Origin of the sequence: Rhodoferax sp. (genome assembly GCF_013297935.1) — a bacterium.
Lineage (GTDB): Bacteria > Pseudomonadota > Gammaproteobacteria > Burkholderiales > Burkholderiaceae_C > Allorhodoferax.
The window spans coordinates 1-18,746 of the sequence record NZ_JAAFIX010000013.1; the positions used below are offsets into that span (position 1 = coordinate 1).

18 protein-coding genes are annotated in these 18,746 nt (G+C 63.4%); 8 read left to right on the plus strand and 10 right to left on the minus strand.

The features are described 5' to 3' along the window. Nucleotides 1-233 precede the first annotated feature (233 nt). The 5 genes from QZW03_RS15160 (at nt 234) to QZW03_RS15180 (ending at nt 4,060) form a co-directional block, all read left to right on the plus strand. Nucleotides 234-1,289 carry an ABC transporter substrate-binding protein gene (locus tag QZW03_RS15160; protein ID WP_296510914.1) on the plus strand — a complete coding sequence of 352 codons (1,056 nt, stop codon included), beginning with the start codon at nt 234-236 and terminating at the stop codon, nt 1,287-1,289. 120 nt (nt 1,290-1,409) lie between these two features. Further along, nucleotides 1,410-1,712: a hypothetical protein gene (locus QZW03_RS15165; protein WP_296510849.1), complete on the plus strand. Its 303-nt coding sequence runs from the start codon at nt 1,410-1,412 to the stop codon at nt 1,710-1,712. 162 nt (nt 1,713-1,874) lie between these two features. Next, the gene (locus QZW03_RS15170; RefSeq protein ID WP_296510850.1) at nt 1,875-2,297 is read left to right on the plus strand and encodes a hotdog fold thioesterase; all 423 of its coding nucleotides are present in this window, start codon (nt 1,875-1,877) and stop codon (nt 2,295-2,297) included. A gap of 103 nt (nt 2,298-2,400) precedes the next feature. Further along, nucleotides 2,401-3,261, plus strand: coding sequence for a hypothetical protein (locus QZW03_RS15175; protein WP_296510851.1), 861 nt, complete (start codon nt 2,401-2,403; stop codon nt 3,259-3,261). A gap of 7 nt (nt 3,262-3,268) precedes the next feature. After that, nucleotides 3,269-4,060 (plus strand): hypothetical protein, encoded by a 792-nt coding sequence (locus QZW03_RS15180; protein WP_296510852.1) that lies wholly within the window; start codon nt 3,269-3,271, stop codon nt 4,058-4,060. A gap of 7 nt (nt 4,061-4,067) precedes the next feature. Here QZW03_RS15180 and QZW03_RS15185 read toward each other — a convergent pair whose 3' ends face one another. Next, on the minus strand, nt 4,068-4,652 hold the full coding sequence (locus QZW03_RS15185; RefSeq protein ID WP_296510853.1) for a cob(I)yrinic acid a,c-diamide adenosyltransferase: 585 nt from the start codon (nt 4,650-4,652) through the stop codon (nt 4,068-4,070). Between the two features lie 101 nt (nt 4,653-4,753). Here QZW03_RS15185 and QZW03_RS15190 point away from each other — a divergent pair, with 101 nt between their 5' ends. The 3 genes from QZW03_RS15190 (at nt 4,754) to QZW03_RS15200 (ending at nt 7,743) form a co-directional block, all read left to right on the plus strand. Continuing rightward, nucleotides 4,754-6,178, plus strand: a complete 1,425-nt coding sequence (locus QZW03_RS15190; protein ID WP_296510854.1) for an FAD-linked oxidase C-terminal domain-containing protein — start codon at nt 4,754-4,756, stop codon at nt 6,176-6,178. A 75-nt stretch (nt 6,179-6,253) separates the two neighbouring features. Continuing rightward, entirely contained in the window at nt 6,254-6,820 is a 567-nt protein-coding gene (locus QZW03_RS15195) for a LemA family protein (protein WP_296510855.1), read from the plus strand. Between the two features lie 11 nt (nt 6,821-6,831). Beyond that, nucleotides 6,832-7,743, plus strand: coding sequence for a hypothetical protein (locus QZW03_RS15200; protein ID WP_296510856.1), 912 nt, complete (start codon nt 6,832-6,834; stop codon nt 7,741-7,743). Between the two features lie 52 nt (nt 7,744-7,795). Here the strand turns inward: QZW03_RS15200 and QZW03_RS15205 are convergent, their stop codons facing one another. The 9 genes from QZW03_RS15205 to mnmG form a co-directional block, all read right to left on the minus strand. Then, nucleotides 7,796-10,615 (minus strand): ImpA family metalloprotease, encoded by a 2,820-nt coding sequence (locus tag QZW03_RS15205; RefSeq protein WP_296510857.1) that lies wholly within the window; start codon nt 10,613-10,615, stop codon nt 7,796-7,798. 166 nt (nt 10,616-10,781) lie between these two features. Beyond that, nucleotides 10,782-11,528: an HD domain-containing phosphohydrolase gene (locus QZW03_RS15210; RefSeq protein WP_296510858.1), complete on the minus strand. Its 747-nt coding sequence runs from the start codon at nt 11,526-11,528 to the stop codon at nt 10,782-10,784. Beyond that, on the minus strand, nt 11,525-12,304 hold the full coding sequence (locus QZW03_RS15215; protein ID WP_296510859.1) for a class I SAM-dependent methyltransferase: 780 nt from the start codon (nt 12,302-12,304) through the stop codon (nt 11,525-11,527). Before QZW03_RS15215 ends, QZW03_RS15210 begins: the two co-directional genes overlap by 4 nt. Before the next feature lie 74 nt (nt 12,305-12,378). After that, nucleotides 12,379-13,344 (minus strand): ParB/RepB/Spo0J family partition protein, encoded by a 966-nt coding sequence (locus tag QZW03_RS15220; RefSeq protein WP_296510860.1) that lies wholly within the window; start codon nt 13,342-13,344, stop codon nt 12,379-12,381. A 10-nt stretch (nt 13,345-13,354) separates the two neighbouring features. Then, a complete protein-coding gene (locus QZW03_RS15225; RefSeq protein ID WP_296510861.1) occupies nt 13,355-13,957 on the minus strand; it encodes an alpha/beta hydrolase in 603 nt (200 codons plus the stop codon). A gap of 69 nt (nt 13,958-14,026) precedes the next feature. Beyond that, on the minus strand, nt 14,027-14,812 hold the full coding sequence (locus QZW03_RS15230; RefSeq protein WP_296510862.1) for a ParA family protein: 786 nt from the start codon (nt 14,810-14,812) through the stop codon (nt 14,027-14,029). A gap of 45 nt (nt 14,813-14,857) precedes the next feature. Next, complete coding sequence (locus QZW03_RS15235; protein WP_296510863.1) at nt 14,858-15,478, minus strand: LysE family transporter; 621 nt, start codon at nt 15,476-15,478, stop codon at nt 14,858-14,860. 423 nt (nt 15,479-15,901) lie between these two features. Then, nucleotides 15,902-16,579, minus strand: coding sequence for a 16S rRNA (guanine(527)-N(7))-methyltransferase RsmG (gene rsmG, locus QZW03_RS15240; protein ID WP_296510864.1), 678 nt, complete (start codon nt 16,577-16,579; stop codon nt 15,902-15,904). Then, nucleotides 16,576-18,633 (minus strand): tRNA uridine-5-carboxymethylaminomethyl(34) synthesis enzyme MnmG, encoded by a 2,058-nt coding sequence (mnmG, locus tag QZW03_RS15245; RefSeq protein WP_296510865.1) that lies wholly within the window; start codon nt 18,631-18,633, stop codon nt 16,576-16,578. The genes rsmG and mnmG overlap by 4 nt, the downstream gene beginning before the upstream one ends. Nucleotides 18,634-18,746 lie beyond the last annotated feature (113 nt).

The window sequence follows — 18,746 nt, forward strand, 5'->3', positions numbered from 1 at the left end:
TGGAGTGTGTTTGTGACACGGCCGCTGTCTGCTTCTCTGTTGGTAGCAGCTCTTGCTTTGCTGGTGGTGGTGATGCTGCCGTCTATCAAGGCTAAGCGGGAGGAGGCGTTTGTGGAGGATTGATGTTGGGCTAGCCCGGGCAGACATGATGTAATTTCGCATCAAAAATAAAGGAGACCCCGATGACTGCACTACGTTGGATACTGATTGGATTGTGTTTAGCCACCACCGGAATGACGGCGTCGGCCCAAATCAAAATTGGCCAGACCACGGGGGTCACCGGTGCGGTGGCCGCCACCGTCAAGGAAAGCAGTCTCGGGGCTCAGCTCTACCTGGACGCCACCAATGCCAAAGGTGGCGTGAATGGCGAAAAAATCGAACTCATCACCCTGGACGATAAGTTCGACACCCAGCTGGCGGCCACCAATGCCCGCGAGCTGATAGAGCAACGCGGTGTGTTGGCGCTTTTCATGACGCGCGGCACCCCTCACACCGAAGCCATTCTCCCCTTGCTCGATCAGCATGGCGTGGCACTCATTGCACCCTCCACCGGCGCCATGGTGCTGCACCAGCCGCTGAAGAAACATGTGTTCAACGTGCGCGCCACCTACCAACGGGAGGCCGAGCGGGCCATCACCCATTTGGCCGCTACCGGTGTGACACGCATCGGAGTGATTCACGTTGATGACAGCTTCGGTGCGGACGGACTGGAAGGCACCCAGAAAGGGCTGACTGCTGCCAAGCTCAACGCGATTGCCGTTTCCAAATTCGACCGTAGCAAGCCGGACTTTTCACAGATAGTGCCAGCCATGGCCAAACTCAGCCCGCAGGCCGTGATGGTGATCGGATCGGGTACTGCAGTGGTCGAGGCGATACGCGGCCTCAAAGCGGCGGGCAGCGGGGCACAGTTTGTGACCCTGTCCAACAACGCATCGGGCGGCTTCATCAAGCTGCTGGGCGACGACGCGCGAGGAGTCATCGTGAGCCAGGTGCTGCCGCAATCCCAGAACTACGCCATCGTGCAAGAGGCCGCCGGCCTGGCCAAGGCGAGAGACATTCTCGACGTCAGCCCCGCCATGCTGGAAGGCTTTGTATCGGCCAAGGTGCTGGTCGAAGCCTTGCGCCGCGCCGGGCCGAAAGCGACACGGGAGAAACTGCAAACCGCCCTGGAGGGCATCAGCCGCTTCGATCTTGGGGGGCTGAGCCTGAGCTTCAGCACCACCGACCACACCGGCCTGGATTTTGCAGACCTCTCCATCATTACCGCATCGGGCAAATTCCGTCGCTGAGCACTCGCTAGCAAAACGCTCAACAGTTGCTTTACAAAGTTTTACGCGAGGGCGGTAAACGGCCAATTGCTCTAAGGGGTTAAGTACACATGGCAAGTTCGCCATGCACTGAAACTGAATATGTTGAAACAATCTCTGATCGCTACTGCTTTGGTTATCTCCACGTTTGGCGCTTTTGCCCAAGCACCTGCTGCGACGCCCGCAGCACCTGCCGCCGCGACAGCACCCGCTCCCGCAAAGGCACCTGAAGCCGCGAAAGAGAAGCACGCCGAACACAAGGAAAAACACGATGCGATGAAGGCCAAGCACGAAGCCCGCAAAGCTGAACGTGCAGCCAAGAAAGCCAAGCATCTGGAAGCCAAGGGCACCATGCCGGCAACTCCTGCAGTGCCTGCAGCACCAGCGGTACCTGCCGCCAAATAAAGCGCCCCGTGGCGATCTGCGCCGCAGCGAAAGGCCATCTCCGGATGGCCTTTTTTTGTTGCTTGGGGTGGAGCGCCGGCCAGGTGCCTGACCGGTGCGACAGGGACCGGCGAAGACAACCGGTATATTGAGACTCGTCTCTTTCTAACGGGGTTCTATCTCATGCGCATCTGGCAAAAACCGGTCTCTGTAGAGATCCTCACCCGCATCAGCAAAAACACTGCCGTCGAGCACCTCGGGCTCGAATTCACAGAGGTCGGCGACGACTATCTGGTGGGCCGCATTCCGGTGGACCACCGCACGCACCAACCCTTCGGCCTGCTGCACGGCGGCGTGTCTGTGGTGCTCGCAGAAACACTGGGCTCGTGCGGCGCGGGCTTTGCGATTGCGGAAGGCTACAACGCGGTAGGACTGGACATCAATGCCAACCACCTCAAGGGGGTGAAGACAGGCTGGGTCACCGGCATCGCCCGTCCGGTGCACATCGGGCGGACGACCCATGTGTGGCAGATCGACATGCGCAACGAGGCGGGCGAAATGACCTGCGTGTCACGCCTGACCATGGCCATCTTGGCACCCCGCTGAAGATTGCATACGCGCTGCCCGGCGCATGGCCTTGTACAAGAAGACAAGCCACGCCATACTGCACTGACAAGCTCCCCCCCTGACCGTGATCACCAGCCCAAGCATGACCCGCAGAACCGCGCTGATGGCAGCCGGCGCACTGGCTTGTGCCGGTGAAAGCGGGGCAAAAGGCACCGCTCTCAGAATCACAGCGCCTGCGGATGTTTTTCTGGACTACGGACTTTTTCTGGCGGGGCGCGATATTGCAGATATCCGGAGCTTTGACGGCCCCTACGCCCGGCGCGATGTCATGGAACTGGCAGTGCTGGTCCGCGAAATACGCCGGCAATTGCCCGGCATGGCGACCGAGTTTGTGCCCATCGACAGCTACCAACGGGCCTTGCTGGAACTGCGCGCCGGACGCATCAGCGCACTGGGCACCACCGTCTGGCGGTCGGACCTGGAGGCACTGGGTCAAGACGTTATTCCCTCGCCCGCGCTATTGCAGAAGGGCGAATTTGTTGTGGGGCTGTTTACCGGCCCGCTCAATACCCGGGCCAAGCGGGCGCGCAGTCTGGCAGAGCTGCGAACACTGACCGCTGTTTCAAATAGCGACTGGAGCGTGGACTGGCAAACGCTGCAGGGCTTGGGCTTTCGGGTAGTCAACGACGTCAAGACCTGGCGCCAAATGGTGCTCTCCGTCGCCCGGGGCCGGGCCGACGTCCTGCTGGCCCCCTTCCCCAACCGTGAGGACCTGTTGCTGGAGGCGGAAGGTGTGAGCCTGCACCCGATCAACAACGTGGCGCTGGCCCTGCAGGGCTCACGGCACATGGCCGCAGCAAACACGCCCGAAGGACAAGCCATTGCAGCTAAGGTGTTCCCGGCCTTGGCCGCAATGGCCGGCAAAGGCCAACTCCAGCGCGCGTACCAGGAATGCGGCTTTATCCACCAGCGCACCGCCAAGTGGCCGGTGCTCAACGCCTAAGCGTGTCGTGAGGCAACGGACCCTGCCCCCTTGCCACTCGCCGTATGCCCGGGGCGGGCTGGCATATTCGCTACTGGTTTGTGCGCTGCTGGTTTGGGCGCCTGCAGCGCTGGCACAGCCGGACAACGAAGACCCCGCCAACCACTACTACCGCTACACCAACGCCCAGCTGGAGGCGGTGTGCGACGCCATGTCCCCGAGCCGTTACATCAGTGGCTTAACCGACGGCGGCTGGGGCTCGCTGGGCATCGGTGGGAGATCCTATTTTTACCGCTCGGCCTGCTACCTGGAGCTGGTGCGGCGCACCGGCCGGGCCGAACTTTGCCCCAAGGTCATAGAGCGCCGCTCCCTGCTGGGTGATGGCTCCGCCCACTCACCGAAAGCCTGCGCTGAGGTGGCGGCGGCTTACCAGGCACGCGAGACACAAAGCGCACAAAGTCTGGCGGCCTTCAAGGCATCGGTAGAGGGGGCCTTTAAGCCCACCGGGCTGCAGGTGCAGCCACTGCCGGGAGGAGGCTGGCGCGTAGAGGTGCAAACCGAGGGCCAGCGTGCGGGCAACTATCAGCTGCAACTCATCAAGGTGCGTGATGGCACGGTCTTGCGCCAGGAAAACCTAGCCCTGCCCGGGCCGCAAGCGTTTCACTGGGAGCTGAGCCGCACCGAGGTGATTGGCGCCAGACCGCTGCCCGACATTTTCCCGATGGCGGTTTTGATGGACTACCTCGTGCCCGCCAGCGCCAGCCGGCCTGCCGGCACGCACAGCACCGGCATACGCAACTTCACGCTCTCTGCCGAGTAGCCCGCCCTCAGGCGGACTCGCCGCTGCTGCGGGCCATGCGCTCGCTTTTCCAGTACACATCGTCGCCCACCGTGCCATCGGTCCGGTAGCGGTTGAGCACACGGGAGAACACAAACATCAGGTCGCTGAGGCGGTTGAGGTACTGGCGGGGGGTGTCTTTGAGGGCCTCTTCGTTACCCAGTGCCACCACCGCGCGCTCGGCGCGGCGGGCCACGGTGCGGCACACATGCGCCAGCGATGCTGCGCGGGTGCCTGCGGGCAAAATGAACTCCTCCAGGCGCGGTAGCGCGGCGTTGTGTTCTGCCAAAGCCTCGTCCAGGGCCAGCACCGCTTCGTGCTTGAGCAATTCAAACCCGGGGATCGACAGTTCGCCCCCCAGATTAAAAAGCTGATGCTGGATTTCAACCAGCAGGTCGCGCACCGCAGGCGGCATGTCTTCGCACAGCAGCACACCGAGGTGACTGTTGAGCTCGTCCACATCGCCCATGGCGTGCACGCGCAAGCTGTTTTTAGAAACACGGGTGTTGTCGCCCAGCCCCGTGGTGCCGTTGTCCCCGGTGCGGGTGGCGATTTGTGTGAGTCGGTTTGCCATGGGCCCATTGTGGCAGGCACCTAGGCTGCGTGCCCGCCATCAAAGTGACAGCCCTGCGCGCTGCACAGATTCCTACAATGGCGAAAACTAGGAGACACGCCATGAACGCCCCCACCACCCTGAACCACCTCTTGCCCCAGGTGAACTTGCGCGAGGTGCCCACTGCTTTGCTAGACGCGCTCAAAGCCCGCTTTGGCGACCAGCTTTCCACCGCGCTGGTGGTGCGCGAGCAGCACGGGCGGGACGAATCGGCGTTTGATGTGCCGCCGCCGTCGGCCGTGGTGTTTGCCCAGAGCACACAAGATGTGAGCGATGCGGTGGCCTTGGCTGCGCAGTACCGCGTTCCGGTGATTCCTTTCGGCGTGGGCTCCTCGCTCGAAGGGCACTTGCTAGCGGTACAAGGCGGCATCAGCCTGGATGTGAGCCGCATGAACAAGGTGTTGTCCATCAACGCCGAAGACCTGACCGTGACCGTGCAGCCCGGCGTGACGCGCAAGCAGCTCAATGACGAGGTCAAGTCCACTGGCCTCTTCTTCCCCATCGACCCCGGCGCGGACGCGACCATTGGCGGCATGAGCGCCACGCGCGCCAGCGGCACCAACGCCGTGCGCTACGGCACCATGCGCGAAAACGTGCTGGCGCTCGAAGTGGTAACCGCCAGCGGAGAAGTCATCCGCACCGGCACCCGCGCCAAGAAAAGCAGCGCCGGCTACGACCTGACCCGCCTGATGGTGGGCAGCGAAGGCACGCTGGGCGTGATTACCGAGGTCACCGTCAAGCTCTACCCGCTGCCCGAGGCGGTGATGGCAGCCACCTGCTCATTCGCCAGTCTGGCCGATGCGGTGAACACCACCATCCAGATCATCCAGATGGGCGTGCCGATTGCACGCTGCGAGCTGCTGGACGAGAACACCATCCGCATGGTCAACGTGCATTCCAAACTGAGCCTGCCGGAGAGCTCGATGCTGCTGCTGGAGTTCCACGGCTCACCCGATGGCGTGAAAGAGCAAGTGGCCGTGGTGCAGGAGATTGCGGGCGAGCATGGCGCTGCTGCTTTCGCCTGGGCCGAGACGCCCGAGGAGCGCACCCGCCTGTGGACGGCGCGGCACAACGCCTACTTTGCCGGCGTGCAGTCGCGCCCGGGTTGCAAGGCGATTACCACCGACACCTGCGTGCCCATCTCCAGCCTGGCCGACGCGCTGCTGGACTCGGTCACCGAGGCGCAAGAGGCCGGCCTGCCCTACTTCATGGTGGGCCATGTGGGCGACGGCAACTTCCACATGGGCTACCTGATTGACCCCGCGAAACCCGAAGAGCGCGAACTGGCCGAGAAGCTGAACCACCAGCTGGTGGAGCGCGCGCTGAAGCTGGGTGGCACCTGCACCGGCGAACACGGTGTGGGCCTGCACAAGCAGGGCTTTCTGGTGGACGAGACCGGCGTGGGCGCGGTGGACATGATGCGCACCATCAAGCGCGCGCTGGACCCGCACAACATCCTGAACCCCGGCAAGATCTTTTCGCTATAAATTTTGTAGCTGCTGGCGCATATTCCACGAGGGCTAGCAGCCGTTTTGACACTTAATGCAGGCAAGGAGTTAGCCATGGGAATCATGTTCTGGATCGTTCTGGCGGTCGCGGTGTTTTACCTGATCAGCCTCTACAACGGGCTGGTCGAAGTCAAGAATGCGGTGTCCAAGGCCTGGTCCAACATCGACGTACTGCTCAAACAGCGCCACGACGAGCTGCCCAAGCTTATTGACACCTGCAAGCAGTACATGCAGCACGAGCAGGCCACCCTGGAGAAGGTGATTGCCGCGCGGGCCCAAGTGTCCAGCGCCCGCGAATCGCAGAATGTGGCGGCGGTCGGCCGGGCAGAAACCGGCTTGCGCAGCGGCCTGGGCCAGCTGTTCGCTTTGGCCGAGAGCTACCCCGACCTCAAGGCCAACGAGCAGTTTGTGCAGCTGCAGGCCCGCATCAGCAGCCTGGAAAACAGCATTGCCGACCGGCGCGAGTTTTACAACGAGTCGGTCAACATCAACAACGTGCGCATCGAGCAGTTTCCCGGCGTGCTGGTGGCGCGCTTCTTCAACTTCAAGGCCTTTGACTTGCTCAAGTTCAGCGCCGAGGAGCTGACCGACGTGGACATCGGCGCCCGCTTCAAAGCCTGAGCGGGGGCGGCGTGGACTTGGGACTCACAGGCCTGCGCTGGCTGCGCAGCCAGAGCCTGAACGGCCTGCTGGCGGCGGCCTATTTCGGTGCTGCGGGCGCGGCCATGCAGGTGGGGCCGGGGCCCGCGCAACGCTGGTGCCTGGCCGCGACCAGCGCCATCGGACTGCTGGCGTGGGGCGCGGCCCTGCGCCGTGCCCGGGCGATTGCCAACATCGCCACCTCGCGCATTGCCTCGGCCGCGCAGGGCTATGTGGAGCTGCAAGGCCGCACCACGACCACCGACCTGATCTACAGCCCGCTGTCCCGGACGCCCTGCATCTGGTACCGCTACCGGACCTACGCGCGCGACAACCGCGAGAAAGAATGGCGGGAGATAGACAGCGGCATCAGCAGTGCCACCTTTGACCTGCTCGACGGGAGCGGGAGTTGCACCATTGACCCCGACCACGCCGAAGTCATAGGGGCCGAGGTGACGACCCGCTACGCCGACGAGCACAAGCACGTTGAAGAACTCTTGCACGGCGGCCGCACCCTCTACGCGCTGGGCGAGTTCATCACGATCGGCGGCGCCAACTCCGCGCTGAGCCTGCGCGAAGACGTGAACGCCCTGCTCGCCAGCTGGAAACAAAACCCGGTGGACTTGCAACGCCGCTTCGACCTGAACCGCGACGGCGAGATCGACCTCCAGGAGTGGGAGCTGGCCCGCCGCTTGGCCACCCGCACGGTAGAGAAAGAGCACCGCAACATCCGCGCGCAAGCCGGCGTGCATATGCTGCGGGCGCCCCAAGATGGGCGCTTGTTTTTGCTCTCCCCCCTTTCACCCCAAGCCCTGCGCAGGCGCTACCTGTGGTGGAGCGCCCTGCACCTGGGTGTGTGCCTTGGCGGGGCCTTCATGGCGATGAAAGTGCTCCTAATTGAATAGCTAAAAGCGCAATATCTGCGAGGGCTAAGCCCTTGTTTTGCCCTCAATATGCTCAATAAGGCCACACCGGGTTGGCCACCGACATGTCGACCTTGCGCACCGTGCTGTGGTCGTTGGTGGAGGTGTTCGCGTACAGCAGGGCGGGTTCAGCGGCAAACCCGAAAGCTGCCACCTGAGCCGCAGCCGCTGCGGAGTAGCGCACGCCCCACACATCAAACGTCGCACGGTGGTCCCGCCCGGTGATCCACGACAGGGTGATCAGCAGGTTGTCGTTGCCGCTCGGGCTGGGCTTGGTGGCATAGGTGCTGTAGCCTAGCTTGGCGCGGTTGGCGGCCCAGTCTGCGGCGGCTACCGCGTCAAACTGGCGCTGATGCAAGTAGAGCAAGGTCACGATGTCCCAGCCCGTTGCAATATCGGCCTGGCGCTGGGCCCAGTAGTGCACCCATTGCATGTAGAAAGCCATGCGCTCGCCGTTTTGCACCGCATAGGCGGCATCGCCCCAGATGCGCTGGTAGGCCCCCTCGACCGGGTCGGCCTCCGCTTTGGCGGCCTTGATCATGTTGAAGGCGCTCAAGTAGGCCACCCGGTTGTTCGAGCGGTTGTCGCCCAACTCCCGCAACATGCGCCAGCCCTTGCGCAGGGGGAACAGGTTGTTAGACACCTCGGTACTGCGGTCGTCGTAGACCTTGTGCATGCCCTTTTGCAGGTTGTGCCCGACTTCGTGGCTTTCGCCCCAGCCACGGGGGTTCAGGCCCCAGTCCTGGTCGTAGGGGTTGCCGGAGCAGCCGCTGCCACAGGCGGCGTAGTTGTCCACGTTGATGTGCTGGGTGCCCGGCATGCGATGCATAGCGGCATCGGTGCAGTTCCAGCCGAGTTGGGTACACATGGCTTGCACATGGGCTGTGAGGGTTTTGCCCGGCACCGCAAAGCCGGCCAGTTGGTACAGGTCTTCAAAAAAGAGGGTTTTCACCTCGGACAAGAAGCGGTCAATATCGCCGCCAAAGTCCGTGTTGATCACGGCGCGCATTTTGTCCGCACGGGAATGGATTTCGATGCCCGCCAGTTTGATCTCCGCCCACTCGTGCTGGGCCGTATTGAGCGCCGCGACAAAGGCCGGCTGGTCGCCGGCACCGGCCGATTGGTCCAGGAACGGATGGCGGGCCACCCCACGCAGCCGCAGGCGCACGGTCTGGGCCGGTGTCGCCGCGCTGAACACGAGCTGCAGTGTGCCGCCGTAGGGGCTGTTGATCTGCACCGGCTGCCCGGAGGTCAGGGCCATATCCGGGCTCGCCAGAAAGCGGGGGCGGTTGTAGCGGTTCGGGTCCCACAAGCGTGTGGAGCCTGACCGCTGCGTATTCAAGCGCAAGGCCACGGTGGCGCTACCCGCGCTGAGCAGCTCCACCGTCACCGGCTTGCCCGGAGCCGCCAGGCGGCCGATGGCGGTGAAACCGCTGGCGGACGGTAGGGTGACGTCCACTGTTTCGTCGGTGCCGCTCACGGCCATGCCGGTAGTGAGTGCACTCGCAAAGCTGCCAAGGTCGGCCTGTGCCGTGGCGGTCGGGCGCACATAGGCCACCAGGGCATCGGCAATCAGGGCTTTCTGAAAAGCGGCCGGCTGGCTGGTTTTGTCCAGGGGGTAGCGCATCTGGCGGCGCACCACATCACCCCAGAGCACCAGATAGCGCAGCACCTCAGTGTCGACAGTGGCAAACAGGTTCTGTCCGGCGCGGTTGAAGGTGTCAATCTGGCTGCGCAAGGCATCCACCGGCGTCAACAGGCCGGACTGCAGGCCCGCGACACCGGAGCAATCTGTTTTGCCCGCATTCACCGTGCAAGGGCCCCAGTCATACGACATGCTGAAACTGTCAGACGCCAGCAGACTCAGCATCACGCGGGTCTTGGCGAACTGGTCACTCGCGGTTGCGTTGGTGGCCGCGCTCCGGCCCGGGGCCACTTTGTCACTCGCCCAGTAGTTGCCGCCATAGGGGCCGAACTGCAGGCCCATGCCGGCCAGCACCTGGATGGCCGAGTCACTGGTCCAGTTGGACTTGGTGTGCACATAGAGCACCGGCCGGCCCGCGGCCACCAAGGCTCGCACGGAGGCCTCCAGCCCGGCATTGGCGCTCAGGTCGCCGCCCACCACCAACAGATGCGCAGTGGCGGCACACGCCGGGGTGGTGATGAAGTCACAGGCGATGGTGGTGACCGGCACACCGGCTTTCACAAAACCTGCAGCAGCTTGGGTCGCAGGGATGCCCGCAAACGCGACCTTCAGACTCGCGGGCAAGGCGGCCGCCGCATCCGCCGACACCAGCCAGGCCAGCAGGCGCTGAAAGGCCGGGCGGTAGGCCACCAACTCGTTGTTATTGAACTTGGCTAGGACCTGCACGCCAAAACCTGCACTGCGGCCACCACCGGCCACGCTGATGCTAGCCAAGGCGTTGCCCTGGTCGCCCACGATCAGGGGTTGCGCTGTGGCGGTGTTGCGGGGCTGCACCCAGTAGCTCCACTGGCTGGGGTCGTATTCGGTACTCACCCCTTGGTAGAGGCTGCTGGTGCGGGCAGCTTGCGCCTGGGTGATTTGCTGCTGGGCGTATTGGGCGTGTTGCGCCACGACCTTGGCATCGGTGAGTGCCGAGGCATCGCCACTGGCCAGTGCCTGGGTCACTGCGGTGTTGGCAGCGGGGGCCGGTACGGGGGCCGACACGCCCGCCGGCGTGGAGCCGGAGCCTCCTCCGCCATCGCCACCGCCGCCGCAGGCAACCAGAAAGGCGGTAAGACAGGCGGTGGCGGCAGCCCGCGCTGAAATAAGGGCGGGGCTGCGCTCAGGGACAGCCTGGCTAAGGGGGCTGATAGGGCTCACGGGGTTCACAACGGGTCTCCGCCCCGCGTCTCCATTGCGCAGGGTCGGGGGGATTCTCCGGGCGATCCGGCGCCCCCGACCGTCAGGCTGACAGCCCGCAACACGGCTTACAAACCCTTACCTGCCCCGGGGTAAAGCCTTCACAAGCGCCACTTAGGCGCTGGTTGCCGGTGGCTCAGAGGACCGCGACTTCGGCAATCGCGTTGGCTAGGTACTCGATTTTTTGCTGCATATCGGCATCGGTGTCGGCATGGCGCACCGCAATGCCGCGGAAGGTGTCTTGCACCGCCAGGAACGCATCGACCACCGCCGGATCAAAGTGAGCGCCCCGGCTCTCGGTGATGATGGCCACCGCGCGGTCGACCGGCACGCCGTCTTTGTAGACCTTGTTGCTGATGAGTGCGTCAAACACATCGGCCAGCGCCACGATGCGGGCGGACAAGGGAATTTGCTCCCCCCACAGGCCCTTGGGGTAGCCGGTGCCGTCCCATTTTTCCTGGTGGCAGAGCGTGAGCTCTTTGGCTACCGTGAGCAAAGGGGACACGCGGCCCAGTGTTTTTTCGGCGCGCACCAGCGCGTCGTGGCCCAGGGTGGTGTGGGTGCGCATGATGGCGACCTCATCCGGCGTCAGGCGGCCGGGCTTGAGCAGAATGCGGTCCGGAATACCCACCGTGCCCATGTCATACATCGGCACGCTGCCCACCAGCAGCTCGACGTAGGCGGGAGACAGCGCGTCGGTGTAGAGAGGATTCTTTTGCAATTCGCCGCACAAGGCCCGCACATACTGCTGCACCCGCACCAGATGGCTTTCGGTGTCGGAGTCGCGCAATTCGGCCAACGTGGCCAAAGCAAACACCACGACCTGCGCGGCGTGCAGGGCTTCGTCGGCTTCAACAACAGAGGCTGGGCTCGGATGGGTCATGCAGTTTCTCCTGAGGGCACCGGCAGAGGCGCCTGGTACAGCCACACCATTTTGCCACCGGGTGCGCGCCAGCTGGCGTGTGGTGTGGAAGTTGTTGCTTCAAAGTCCAAACTCACCAGCCACGCGCCGGGCCGCAGCTCGGCACGGGCTTTGGCGACCGCACGCGCCATGCTCTCGGGGCGCTGGAACAGGTAGACCATCTGGAAGGCGGACCAGTCCGCCTTCCAGATGTCGCCACGCGTGACACGGGCCCAAGGGCAGCGCAGCCCGCACAGCAGGCGCAGCGGCCAGCTCCACTCCATACCGTGCAGCGCGGCCTGCGGGTAGGCCAGGCGCAGCGCCTGCAGGCCATGGCCCAGGCCGCAACCGGCATCCAGCACCTGGGCACCCGCCGGCAGGGGCGCATGCGCTGGCAAGTCGGTGAACGCATCGCGTGGCGTAGGAAACAGTGGCGCATCGCGCCAGGCATTCACCGGGTACACCAGCAGCAGCAGCCCCAAAGGGAGCAACCAGGCCCAGGCGGGCATGGCGTCGGTACCGAGAGTGGACAAGGTCACCGCCAGGGACAAGGGGAAGCCCCCCGCTATCAGCAAGCGCCGCCACCAGGTGGCGCCCCACAGGCTCAGCGCCACCCCCAGCGCACTGCTCAGGCCCAAAGCCCAGTCCAGTGCGACGCCCTCCCCCAGCAAGGCGCGAAACAAAGCCCAGCAAGCAGCCCAGGCCAACACCGCAGGCAGCGGCCATTGCCAATGGGCGGGATTGAGGCGGCGCATCATGTTTAATGGACCAATAAGCCTCTAGCCCCTGTGGAATATGCGCAGAATGCTCTCATTTTCATAGCGTGTTGCAATTACCGGTTACCGCCGGGTGCCAGACGGTCGATCAAGCCATTGAGCTCTTCGAGGGAGCCGAACTGGATCACGACTTCGCCCATCTCTTCCATGCGGCCGTGGCGCTTGACGCGCTTTTTGATATGCACATCGACCTGTGCCATGAGCAGGTCGGAGAGTTCTTCTTCCACCCGCTTGATGTCGCGTGACTTCTCTTTGGTGGGCTTTTGCGGGGTGAGCGAAAACTCGGCCCCCAGCTTCTTGACCAGGCTCTCCGCCTCGCGCACCGACATTTTTTTGGTGGCAATCTGGTTGGCGGCCGTGATCTGGGTGGCCCGGTCCAGCGCCAGCAAGGCACGGGCGTGGCCCATGTCGATATCGCCCGCCATGAGCATGGTTTGCACCGGGTCGGCCAGATTCAAAAGGCGCAGCAGGTTGCTCGCCGCGCTGCGGGAGCGGCCCACCGCTTGGGCGGCGGTTTCGTGCGTGAGGCCGAACTCCTTGATCAGGCGCTGCAAGCCCTGCGCTTCTTCCAGCGGGTTCAAGTCTTCGCGCTGGATGTTTTCAATCAGCGCCATGGCGGCGGCGGCCTCGTTGGGTACGTCGCGCACCAGCACCGGCACCTCGCTCAAGCCGGCCAGCTTGGCGGCGCGGAAGCGGCGTTCACCGGCGATGATTTCATAAATGGCGCGCTTGCGGCCGTCGCCCAGATGCTGAGCGGCGTCGGCCTCATCGAGCTTGCGCACCAGAATCGGCTGCATGATGCCCTGGGCCTTGATGCTCTCGGCCAGCTCGTACAAGGCACCCTCGTCCATGTGGGTGCGCGGCTGGTAAACACCCGCCACCATGTCGGTCAGCAACAAAGTGCTGGGGTTGCCTGCACTGCTCGCAGCCGTGTCCGGGGTGGCAGCGGGCACATCTACGACTTTGGGGCCCAGCAGGGCTTCGAGACCCATGCCCAGGCCTTTGGGTTTTTTGGTGACCATGTTCTTTTCCTTATGAGATAGCTTGTTCGCTCGATGTGCCACCCGGCAGCACGCAGTTTCTGAAGAGGGTTCGGGCGCTCAGTGCCTGCAAGCGGGCATGGCCCTCGGGCCAGTCGCCCAGACCGGAGTCGGCATTCAGGTGGCCGGCGTTGCCGCAGTCCACCCATTCAGCACCCCAGGCAGAGGCGAATTGCTGCGCCCGCGCAAAGGTGCAATAGGGGTCGTTGCAGCTGCCCAGCAGCTCCGCCGCAAAAGGCAGCCGGTCCATGACGACGGGCCACCAGCTCTTGAGCGGAGCCTGCAATTCTTCGCGCTCCGGGTCCCCGGGTCCGACGAGCCAGGCCGCTTGCACGCGGTGGGTGTTTTGAGAATGCTGCGCCCAGGCCGCGGTGAGCATGCAGCCCAGACTGTGCGCCACCAACACCACCGGAGTGGGGGCGGCCAGCACGGCTTCTTCGAGCTGCATCATCCAGTCGCCGCGCAGGGGCTGCATCCAGTCGTGCTGCTGCACGCGGGTGTAGCCGTACAAGGCTTCCCAGCGGCTTTGCCAGTGGGCGGGGCCGGAGTTTTGCCATCCGGGCAGGAGAAGGACTGTCGGGGCGGAGGGTGCCATGGTTTGCTATCTATTCAGGAGCTGTTTGCGCAGGTTCCAAAAGGGCTGGAGGCCTATGGGGCTTAGAAACTACATGGTCCCGATGCGATCGACCATTTCCTGGGCGAAGGTCACAAAGGACTGCGCGCCCTTGGACTGGGGGTCGAACACCACGCCCGGCACACCGTAGCTCGGCGCTTCGGCCAGGCGCACGTTGCGGGGTATGACGGTGTTGAACACTTTGTCTCCGAAGTGCGCCTTGAGCTGCTCGCTGACCTGATTCTGGAGCGTGATGCGCGGGTCGAACATAACCCGCAACAGGCCGATGATCTGCAAGTCGTCGTTCAGGTTGGCTTTGACTTGCTTGATGGTGTTGACCAGATCGGTGAGCCCTTCGAGTGCAAAGTACTCGCACTGCATCGGCACGATCACGCCATGCGCGCAGCACAGGCCATTGAGGGTGAGCATGCTCAAGGATGGCGGGCAATCGATGAGCACAAAGTCGTACTCATGGTCCACCGCGGCCAGCGCCTGCTTGAGGCGGCGCTCACGCCGCTCCAGCTCCACCATTTCTACCTCGGCACCGGCAAGCTCGCGGTTGGCGCCCAGAATGTCGTAGCTGCAACCGCCCTCCACCAGCTTCTCGCTTTTTGCGCGGGCTTCGGCCACGGTGGCGGATTCGAGCAGCACGTCGTAGACGGTGAGTTCCAGCTTGCGCTTGTCGACACCGGAGCCCATGGTGGCGTTGCCCTGCGGGTCGAGGTCGATCATCAACACCCGCTGCCCGACCTTGGCCAGTCCGGCCGCCAGGTTCACAGTGGTAGTGGTTTTGCCGACGCCACCTTTTTGGTTGGCAACGCAGAAGATTTTGGCCATAAGACGCTCAGGGTAGGGAAACGGATAACGAAGACAGTGAAAGACTTACTTGGCGGACTGCAGGGCCAGCTTGATGCCGAAGCCCACTAGAAACACCCCGGCCAGCTTTCCCAGCACCTGACCGATACGGGGGTTGGCCCGCACGCGCTCTGCCAGAAAATGGGTCAGCAAGGTAGCGCCCAGGCCATAGAGAAAAGTGAGAAAGGCAATGGTCGCAGCCATCAGCCCATAGGTCACCAGACCTTGCTGGGTGGCACGGTCCACAAACAAAGGGAAGAAGGCCATGTAAAACAGAATAGCCTTGGGATTGAGCAAGGTGATCAGTAAGGCCTGGCGCAGGTAGTGCCCGGCCTTGATGTTCAGCACCGGCGCGGCACCGGGTTTGGCAGTCAGCATCTTGAACCCCAGCCACGCCAGGTAGGCGGCTCCCGCCCACTGCACGGCATGAAAGGCTTCGGGGTAGGCGGCCAGCAATGCCGCCACGCCGGCCACCGCCGACCACATCAACACCTGGTCCCCGAGGATGACGCCCAGCGTAGCCGCCAGCCCACCGCGGATACCGCCCTTGCTGGTCGACGTGACCAGCGCCAGGTTACCCGGTCCGGGGATCGCCAGAAACACGATGATGGTGATGACAAAGGTGCCGTAATCGGTGACGCCGAGCATGGATTTTCTTTCGGGGGGAAGGCGTCGAGTTTACGTTGGAAACTTCGTGGCGGGCGTGGGGTTCTAGCGGGCCGCTGTGAACTGGGTAACGGAGTGTTGTTTCACGTGAAACCTCTTTGGCGCACCTTGCTCATTTGACGGTTGCTCGGGGGCTTTGGCTCTGGGCTCGCGACGTGACAGGGGCACACCCCGCCGTTCGTGTCCCCCGCCCGCTGCGCGGGCTCCTCCTTGACCTCACTTTGGGGTATGCCCCTGCCACATCGCTGCGAAGAGGACTCGAAGGTGCCGACCGCAGCTTTGCCAGCACTTTCGCTAGATGGGTCGGGGTTGGCGTTTTGCGCAGGTCAAGGAGGAGCCCGCACAGCGGGCGGGGGACACGGAGCAAAACGCCAACCCCGACCCATCTCCACAGGCTACAAGACCTTAGGCGACTGCCCTCTTCCGCATCCACACAATGCACCGCTCTGCATCCAACCCCGGCACAGACAGTTGTTCCACGTGAAACACGTCCACCGATGCAGGCAGCGCAGCCATCTCATCCGCAGGGTGCTTGCCCTTCATGCCCATCCACACGCCGTGCTCTGCCAAGGCTTTTTCAGACCAGGTGGTGAAATCCACCAGTGAAGCAAAAGCCCGCGAGCTCACCACATCGTAGGGCTCCGCCAAACTCTCTACCCGGGCATGAATGCCCCGCAGATTCGGCAACTTGAGCGTCACCGCCACCTGCTGAATGAAGGCGGCCTTCTTGGCCACCGTGTCGACACAGTGCACCGTGATGTGCGGGCAGCAAATAGCGATCACGATGCCCGGCAAGCCCGCACCGGAACCCACATCCAGCAGACGCGGCTTGTCGCCACACAGACCGGCAGACTGCTGCGCCGCCAACTGCTTCTGCAACGGTGGGATGGCGGCCAGACTGTCAAACAAGTGGTGCGTCAGCATTTCGGCCGGGTCCCGCACGGCAGTCAGGTTGTAGACCTTGGTCCACTTCTGGATCAAGGCCATGTATTCCAGCAAAGCCGCAGACTGCTGCGACTCCAAGACCAGGCCTAGCGCAGCGCAAGCTTGCGCCAACTGATCAGCGTGCCCTGCCCCGCTCATACCGACTCCGCCTTCTCAACGAAGCCGCGGAAGTTGCCTTTTTTCAAGTGAATCATCAGCAAGGAAATAGTGGCGGGGGTGATGCCGGACAGGCGCGATGCCTGGCCCAGCGTCTCTGGTTTGAATTTGCTCAAGCGCTGGCGCGCCTCAATGCTCAGGGCCGTGACCTGCATGTAGTCCAGGTCTTCAGGCAAGCGCAGGTTCTCATAGTGGGCCGCGCGCTCCACCTCATCTTTCTGGCGGTCGATATAGCCGGAGTACTTGGCGGCAATCTCCACCTGCTCCACCACCGCCGCCACAAAGGCCGCCTCCGCCAGATCCGTGGTGGGCAGGCCGGATGTTTCACGTGAAACAGTGTCCAGCAAATCGCGGTTGGCGTATTTGCCGTGGTCCAAAGACATCAGGCCGCCGTAGCTCACATTCGGTCTGCGCAACAAGTCGGCAAGGTTGTACTCATGCTCGATCGACTTGCCCAGCACCCGCTCGGATTCTTCAGCCGCCAGGTTGCGGGGGTTGACCCAGATGCTGCGCAGACGTTCTGTTTCACGTGAAACAGCGTCCCGCTTGCGGCAGAAAGCATCCCAACGGGCGTTATCCACCAACCCCAGCTCGCGACCTACTTCGGTCAAACGGGCATCGGCATTGTCTTCACGCAGCTGCAAGCGGAACTCCGCGCGGCTGGTGAACATGCGGTAAGGCTCGGTCACACCCTTGGTGATCAGGTCGTCGACCAGCACACCCAGATAAGCTTGGTCCCGGCCGGGCAACCAACTGTCGCCGCTGTAGCTGGCCGCACCGGCAGCGCTCAGCGCCACATCGCCGCCGCCCATGGCGCGTACTTGCAGCGCAGCGTTGATGCCGGCAAACATGCCTTGCGCCGCCGCCTCTTCATAGCCGGTGGTGCCGTTGATCTGCCCGGCAAAAAACAGCCCTCCAATCTGGCGTGTCTCAAAACTGCTCTTCAGGCTGCGCGGGTCAAAGTAGTCGTACTCGATGGCGTAACCGGGCCGCAAAATATGAGCGTTCTCCAAGCCGGCCATGCTGCGCACCAGGTCGTACTGAATGTCGAAAGGCAGGCTGGTGCTAATGCCGTTGGGGTAGTACTCGTGGGTCGTCAGGCCCTCGGGTTCCAGAAAAATCTGATGGCTGTCTTTGTCGGCGAAGCGGTTGATCTTGTCTTCCACGCTCGGGCAGTAGCGCGGGCCCACGCCCTCGATCTTGCCGGTGAACATGGGGCTGCGGTCGAAGCCGCTGCGAATGATGTCGTGCGTGCGCTCGTTGGTGTGGGTAATCCAGCATGGCACTTGTTGCGGGTGCATGGCCACATTGCCCATGAAGCTCACCACTGGCATCATATCGCTCATGCCACCGGGCACGCCGTCGCCGGGCTGGATGATGCACTTGCTGAAGTCAATGCTGCGGCCGTCAATGCGCGGCGGCGTGCCGGTCTTGAGGCGGCCTTGGGGCAGCTTCAGTTCTTTGAGTCGGGCAGACAGCGACACGGCAGGCGGGTCCCCTGCCCGTCCGGCGGCGTAGTTGTTCAGGCCCACATGGATCTTGCCGTCCAGAAAAGTACCCGCCGTCAGCACCACGGTCTTGCCGCGGAACTGAATGCCCACTTGGGTCACCGCGCCCACCACGCGGGCGCCGTCACCATCGCCCTCGACCATCAAGTCGTCCACCGCTTGTTGGAACAGCCACAGGTTGGGCTGGTTCTCCAGCATGCGGCGGATGGCGGCCTTGTAGAGCACGCGGTCAGCCTGCGCACGGGTCGCTCGCACCGCAGGCCCCTTGCTGCTGTTAAGAATGCGGAACTGAATACCCGCCTCATCGGTGGCCAGCGCCATCGCGCCGCCCATGGCGTCGACCTCTTTCACCAGGTGGCCCTTGCCGATACCGCCGATGCTGGGGTTGCAACTCATCTGCCCCAGGGTTTCGATGTTGTGGGAGAGCAGCAGGGTTTTGCTGCCCATGCGGGCAGCCGCGAGCGCAGCTTCGGTGCCGGCATGGCCGCCGCCGACAACGATGACGTCGAATTCTTGTGGGTACAACATGGCAAGGGGGCGCGGGGGCGGACCTCGGTGCGAGTCCGGCCGGCGCAAAAAGAAAGGGAGTTGCCTATTTTAACGGCAGCTCCCCTTTTTGCCGAGTGCGGGGACTTGGCCCT

Coding starts and splice junctions, on each gene's coding strand:
- QZW03_RS15160 (WP_296510914.1), top strand. CDS start 234: ATGACGGCGTCGGCCCAAATCAAAATTGGCCAGACCACGGGGGTCACC.
- QZW03_RS15165 (WP_296510849.1), top strand. CDS start 1,410: ATGTTGAAACAATCTCTGATCGCTACTGCTTTGGTTATCTCCACGTTT.
- QZW03_RS15170 (WP_296510850.1), top strand. CDS start 1,875: ATGCGCATCTGGCAAAAACCGGTCTCTGTAGAGATCCTCACCCGCATC.
- QZW03_RS15175 (WP_296510851.1), top strand. CDS start 2,401: ATGACCCGCAGAACCGCGCTGATGGCAGCCGGCGCACTGGCTTGTGCC.
- QZW03_RS15185 (WP_296510853.1), bottom strand. CDS start 4,652: ATGGCAAACCGACTCACACAAATCGCCACCCGCACCGGGGACAACGGC.
- QZW03_RS15190 (WP_296510854.1), top strand. CDS start 4,754: ATGAACGCCCCCACCACCCTGAACCACCTCTTGCCCCAGGTGAACTTG.
- QZW03_RS15195 (WP_296510855.1), top strand. CDS start 6,254: ATGGGAATCATGTTCTGGATCGTTCTGGCGGTCGCGGTGTTTTACCTG.
- QZW03_RS15210 (WP_296510858.1), bottom strand. CDS start 11,528: ATGACCCATCCGAGCCCAGCCTCTGTTGTTGAAGCCGACGAAGCCCTG.
- QZW03_RS15215 (WP_296510859.1), bottom strand. CDS start 12,304: ATGATGCGCCGCCTCAATCCCGCCCATTGGCAATGGCCGCTGCCTGCG.
- QZW03_RS15220 (WP_296510860.1), bottom strand. CDS start 13,344: ATGGTCACCAAAAAACCCAAAGGCCTGGGCATGGGTCTCGAAGCCCTG.
- QZW03_RS15225 (WP_296510861.1), bottom strand. CDS start 13,957: ATGGCACCCTCCGCCCCGACAGTCCTTCTCCTGCCCGGATGGCAAAAC.
- QZW03_RS15230 (WP_296510862.1), bottom strand. CDS start 14,812: ATGGCCAAAATCTTCTGCGTTGCCAACCAAAAAGGTGGCGTCGGCAAA.
- QZW03_RS15235 (WP_296510863.1), bottom strand. CDS start 15,478: ATGCTCGGCGTCACCGATTACGGCACCTTTGTCATCACCATCATCGTG.
- rsmG (WP_296510864.1), bottom strand. CDS start 16,579: ATGAGCGGGGCAGGGCACGCTGATCAGTTGGCGCAAGCTTGCGCTGCG.
- mnmG (WP_296510865.1), bottom strand. CDS start 18,633: ATGTTGTACCCACAAGAATTCGACGTCATCGTTGTCGGCGGCGGCCAT.